This window comes from uncultured Methylibium sp. (assembly GCF_902826655.1).
Lineage (GTDB): Bacteria > Pseudomonadota > Gammaproteobacteria > Burkholderiales > Burkholderiaceae_C > Methylibium.
Map to the genome: position 1 here is coordinate 1 of NZ_CADEFR010000112.1, position 4,576 is coordinate 4,576.

9 protein-coding genes are annotated in these 4,576 nt (G+C 66.2%); all 9 read left to right on the plus strand.

Annotation, left to right across the window (positions count from 1 at the left end; translation table 11 throughout):
- Positions 1 to 228: 30S ribosomal protein S10 (rpsJ, locus tag QZV97_RS20295; protein WP_295647144.1), on the plus strand; the 228-nt coding region annotated here is incomplete at its 5' end.
- A gap of 87 nt (positions 229 to 315) precedes the next feature.
- A complete protein-coding gene (rplC, locus tag QZV97_RS20300) occupies positions 316 to 993 on the plus strand; it encodes a 50S ribosomal protein L3 (RefSeq protein WP_295647146.1) in 678 nt (225 codons plus the stop codon).
- Complete coding sequence (rplD, locus tag QZV97_RS20305; protein WP_295647148.1) at positions 993 to 1,613, plus strand: 50S ribosomal protein L4; 621 nt, start codon at positions 993 to 995, stop codon at positions 1,611 to 1,613. Before rplC ends, rplD begins: the two co-directional genes overlap by 1 nt.
- On the plus strand, positions 1,610 to 1,936 hold the full coding sequence (gene rplW / locus QZV97_RS20310; RefSeq protein ID WP_295647150.1) for a 50S ribosomal protein L23: 327 nt from the start codon (positions 1,610 to 1,612) through the stop codon (positions 1,934 to 1,936). Before rplD ends, rplW begins: the two co-directional genes overlap by 4 nt.
- Positions 1,936 to 2,760 (plus strand): 50S ribosomal protein L2, encoded by an 825-nt coding sequence (gene rplB / locus QZV97_RS20315; RefSeq protein WP_295647152.1) that lies wholly within the window; start codon positions 1,936 to 1,938, stop codon positions 2,758 to 2,760. Before rplW ends, rplB begins: the two co-directional genes overlap by 1 nt.
- Before the next feature lie 12 nt (positions 2,761 to 2,772).
- Positions 2,773 to 3,048, plus strand: coding sequence for a 30S ribosomal protein S19 (gene rpsS / locus QZV97_RS20320; RefSeq protein ID WP_295647154.1), 276 nt, complete (start codon positions 2,773 to 2,775; stop codon positions 3,046 to 3,048).
- Positions 3,049 to 3,058: 10 nt separating this feature from the next.
- Entirely contained in the window at positions 3,059 to 3,388 is a 330-nt protein-coding gene (gene rplV, locus QZV97_RS20325) for a 50S ribosomal protein L22 (RefSeq protein ID WP_295647156.1), read from the plus strand.
- 9 nt (positions 3,389 to 3,397) lie between these two features.
- Positions 3,398 to 4,297 carry a 30S ribosomal protein S3 gene (gene rpsC / locus QZV97_RS20330; protein WP_295647158.1) on the plus strand — a complete coding sequence of 300 codons (900 nt, stop codon included), beginning with the start codon at positions 3,398 to 3,400 and terminating at the stop codon, positions 4,295 to 4,297.
- A gap of 2 nt (positions 4,298 to 4,299) precedes the next feature.
- The coding region (gene rplP, locus QZV97_RS20335) for a 50S ribosomal protein L16 (protein WP_295647160.1) at positions 4,300 to 4,576 on the plus strand (277 nt) is incomplete at its 3' end.

Here is a 4,576-nt window from a genome sequence, read left to right on the forward strand (position 1 = left end):
GCCAAGCGCACCGGCGCCATCGTCAAGGGCCCGGTGCCCCTGCCGACGCGCATGCAGCGCTACGACATCCTGCGCTCGCCGCACGTGAACAAGTCCTCGCGCGACCAGTTCGAGATCCGCACCCACCAGCGCCTGATGGACATCGTCGACCCGACCGACAAGACGGTCGATGCGCTGATGAAGCTGGATCTGCCGGCGGGCGTGGACGTCGAGATCAAGCTGCAGTAGACTCTCAGGCTTTCCGGGTAGCGGCCCTCACGGTCGCCACCCACCTCATCAGCCCGGCCAATCGATGTCGGGCATTGGAGCAGAACCATGACGACAGCCAATCCGGGCGACAGCCTCGGTTTGCTGGGCCGCAAGGTGGGCATGATGCGCATCTTCACGGACGACGGCGACGCCGTTCCCGTGACGGTGCTCGACGTGTCCAACAATCGCGTCGCCCAGGTCAAGACCGTCGAGAACGACGGTTACAGCGCCATCCAGGTGGTGTTCGGTGCGCGCAAGGCCTCGCGCGTGACCAAGCCCGAAGCCGGGCACCTCGCCAAGGCGGGGGTCGAGGCGGGCGAGATCCTCAAGGAATTTCCGGTCCCGGCGGAAGTCGCGGCCGGCTACAAGGCGGGCGGCACGCTGCCGGTCAACCTGTTCGCGGCCGGCCAGAAGGTCGACGTGCAGGGCACTTCGATCGGCAAGGGCTTCACCGGCACGATCAAGCGCCACAACTTCAGCTCGCAGCGCGCGTCGCACGGCAACAGCCGGTCGCACAACGTGCCGGGCTCGATCTCGATGGCGCAGGATCCGGGCCGCGTGTTTCCGGGCAAGAAGATGTCGGGGCAGCTCGGTGACGTGACCGTCACGACGCAGAACCTCGATGTCGTGCGCGTCGACGAAGCGCGCCAGCTGCTGCTGGTGCGCGGTGCGGTGCCGGGTGCGAAGAACGGCTTCGTGACCGTCAAGCCGGCCGTCAAGGCCAAGAGCAAGGGAGCGAACTGATGCAGCTCGAACTCCTGAACGACCAGGGCCAGGCCGCTTCCAAGGTCGAGGCGCCGGACACCGTGTTCGGCCGCGACTACAACGAAGCGCTGGTTCACCAGATCGTCGTTGCCTACCAGGCCAACGCGCGCCAGGGCACCCGTGCCCAGCTCGATCGCGCGATGGTCAAGCACTCGACCAAGAAGCCGTTCCGCCAGAAGGGCACCGGCCGCGCGCGCGCCGGCATGACCTCGTCGCCGCTGTGGCGGGGGGGCGGTCGCATCTTCCCGAACAGCCCGGACGAGAACTTCAGCCACAAGGTCAACAAGAAGATGTACCGCGCCGGCATGGCCGCGATCTTCTCGCAGCTGGCCCGCGACGGTCGTCTGGCCGTCGTCGATTCGATCAAGGTCGACTCGCCCAAGACCAAGCAGCTCGCCGCCAAGTTCAAGGCCATGGGCCTGGACTCGGTCCTGGTGATCTCCGACGAGGTCGACGAGAACCTCTTCCTCGCGTCGCGTAACCTGGCCAATGTGCTGGTGGTGGAGCCGCGCTACGCCGATCCGCTGTCGCTGGTCTTCTACAAGAAGGTCCTGGTGACCAAGGGTGCGATCGACAAGCTGCAGGAGATGCTGGCATGAGCGCCCAAACGACGCAAAAGCAGTTCGACGAAGGCCGTCTGATGCAGGTCCTGGTGGCGCCGATCGTGTCCGAAAAGGCCACGGCCGTTGCCGAGAAGAACAACCAGGTGTTGTTCAAGGTGCTGCAGGACGCGACCAAGCCCGAGATCAAGGCCGCCGTGGAGCTGCTGTTCAAGGTCGAGGTCGACAAGGTCTCGGTCGTCAACATCAAGGGCAAGACCAAGCGCTTCGGCAAGGGCGTCGGTCGGCGCGACAACCTGCGCAAGGCCTATGTCTGCCTGAAGGCGGGCCAGGAGCTCAACTTCTCCGGGGAGGCCGCGTAATGGCCATCGTCAAAGTCAAGCCGACCTCGCCCGGCCGCCGTGCCGTGGTGAAGGTGGTGCACAAGCACCTGCACAAGGGCAAGCCGGAAGCGTCGCTGCTCGAGCCGCAGTTCCAGCACTCCGGCCGCAACAACAACGGCCACATCACCATCCGCCACAAGGGCGGTGGTCACAAGCACCATTACCGGGTCGTCGACTTCAAGCGCAACAAGGACGGCATCCCGGCGAAGGTCGAGCGGATCGAGTACGACCCGAATCGCACGGCCCATATCGCGCTGCTGTGCTATGCCGACGGTGAGCGTCGCTACATCATCGCGCCGCGCGGCCTGGAGGTCGGTGCGACGGTGATGAGCGGGGCCGAGGCGCCGATCAAGGCCGGCAACACGCTGCCGATCCGCAACATCCCCGTGGGCTCGACGATCCATTGCATCGAGCTGCTGGCCGGCAAGGGTGCGCAGATCGCGCGCTCGGCGGGAACGTCGGTGACGCTGCTGGCCCGCGAAGGCACGTACGCGCAGGTGCGCATGCGTTCCGGCGAGGTCCGCAAGATCCACATCGAGTGCCGCGCCACGATCGGTGAGGTCGCCAACGAAGAGCACAACCTGCGCCAGTACGGCAAGGCGGGTGCGCGTCGCTGGAAGGGCATCCGCCCGACGGTGCGTGGCGTCGCGATGAACCCGGTGGATCACCCGCACGGCGGCGGCGAAGGCCGTACCGGCGAAGGCCAGGTGCCGGTGTCGCCTTGGAACACGATGACCAAGGGCTACCGCACTCGCAGCAACAAGCGCACGCAGACGATGATCGTCTCGCGGCGCAAGAAGTAAGGGGCGCCGCAGATGGCTCGCTCACTGAAGAAGGGTCCCTTCGTGGACCACCACCTGATCGCCAAGGTCGAGAAGGCCGCCGCGATCAAGGACAAGAAGCCGATCAAGACCTGGTCGCGTCGCTCGACGATCCTGCCGGACTTCATCGGTCTGACGATCGCCGTGCACAACGGCAAGCAACACGTCCCCGTGTACGTGACCGACCAGATGGTCGGCCACAAGCTCGGCGAGTTCGCCCTGACCCGCACCTTCAAGGGTCACCCGGCGGACAAGAAGGCGAAGAAGTAAGGGGATGACGATGGAAACCCGAGCAATCGTTCGCGGCGTCCGCCTGTCGGTCGACAAGGGCCGGCTGGTGGCCGACCTCGTGCGCGGCAAGAAGGTGGACCAGGCCCTGAACATCCTGCAGTTCACGCAGAAGAAGGCCGCCGTCATCATCAAGAAGGCGCTGGAGTCGGCGATCGCGAATGCCGAGCACAACGACGGCGCCGACATCGACGAACTGAAGGTCAAGACGATCCACGTCGAGCAGGGCGCGACGCTGAAGCGTTTCTCCGCGCGCGCCAAGGGCCGCGGCAACCGCATCAGCAAGCCCACCTGCCACATCTTCGTGACCGTCGGGAACTGAAGGAACGCCATGGGACAGAAGATTCATCCGGTCGGCTTCCGCCTTCCCGTCACGCGCAACTGGTCGTCGCGCTGGTATGCGTCGAACCGCAACTTCGCCGGCATGCTGGCCGAGGATCTGCAGGTTCGTGAGTACCTGAAGACCAAGCTCAAGAGCGCCGCGGTCTCGCGCATCCTGATCGAGCGCCCCGCCAAGAACGCGCGCATCACCATCTACTCGGCGCGTCCGGGCGTGGTGATCGGCAAGAAGGGCGAGGACATCGAAAACCTGAAGGCCGAGCTGACCCGACGCCTCGGCGTGCCGGTCGCGGTCAACATCGAAGAGGTGCGCAAGCCCGAGATCGATGCCCAGCTGATCGCGGACTCGATCACCCAGCAGCTCGAGAAGCGCATCATGTTCCGCCGCGCGATGAAGCGCGCGATGCAGAACGCGATGCGCCTGGGCGCCCAGGGCATCAAGATCATGAGCTCGGGCCGCCTGAACGGCATCGAGATCGCACGCACCGAGTGGTACCGCGAAGGTCGCGTGCCGCTGCACACGCTGCGCGCCGACATCGACTACGGCTTCTCCGAGGCCAAGACCACGTACGGCGTCATCGGCGTCAAGTGCTGGGTCTACCGCGGCGACCGCCTCGCCAACGGCGAAGCACCGGTGATCAAGACTGATGAGCGCGAAGAGCGCCGTGATCGTCGTGGCCCGCGTGGTGATCGTCCGTCGGGCGACCGCCGTCCGCCGTCGCGCGACGGGGCCGGCCGTTCGGGTGCGTCGCGCCCCGCGGCCCGTGCAGAAGCCACCGACAAGCCCGCCGACGCTCCTGCAGCGCCGGCGGCGACCGACGCGCCGAAGGCCGCGGTGAAGCGCGTTCGCAAGGCCGCCACGCCGGCGCCGGGCGACGCCAAAGGAGAATAAGCATGCTGCAACCCGCACGCCGCAAGTTCCGCAAGGAGCAGAAGGGCCGTAACACCGGTATCGCCACGCGCGGCGCCAACGTGTCCTTCGGCGATTTCGGTCTCAAGGCCACCGAGCGCGGCCGCCTGACGGCACGCCAGATCGAGGCGGCCCGCCGCGCGATCTCGCGTCACGTCAAGCGTGGCGGTCGCATCTGGATCCGCATCTTCCCGGACAAGCCCATCTCGCAGAAGCCGGCCGAAGTCCGCATGGGCAACGGCAAGGGCAACCCGGAGTACT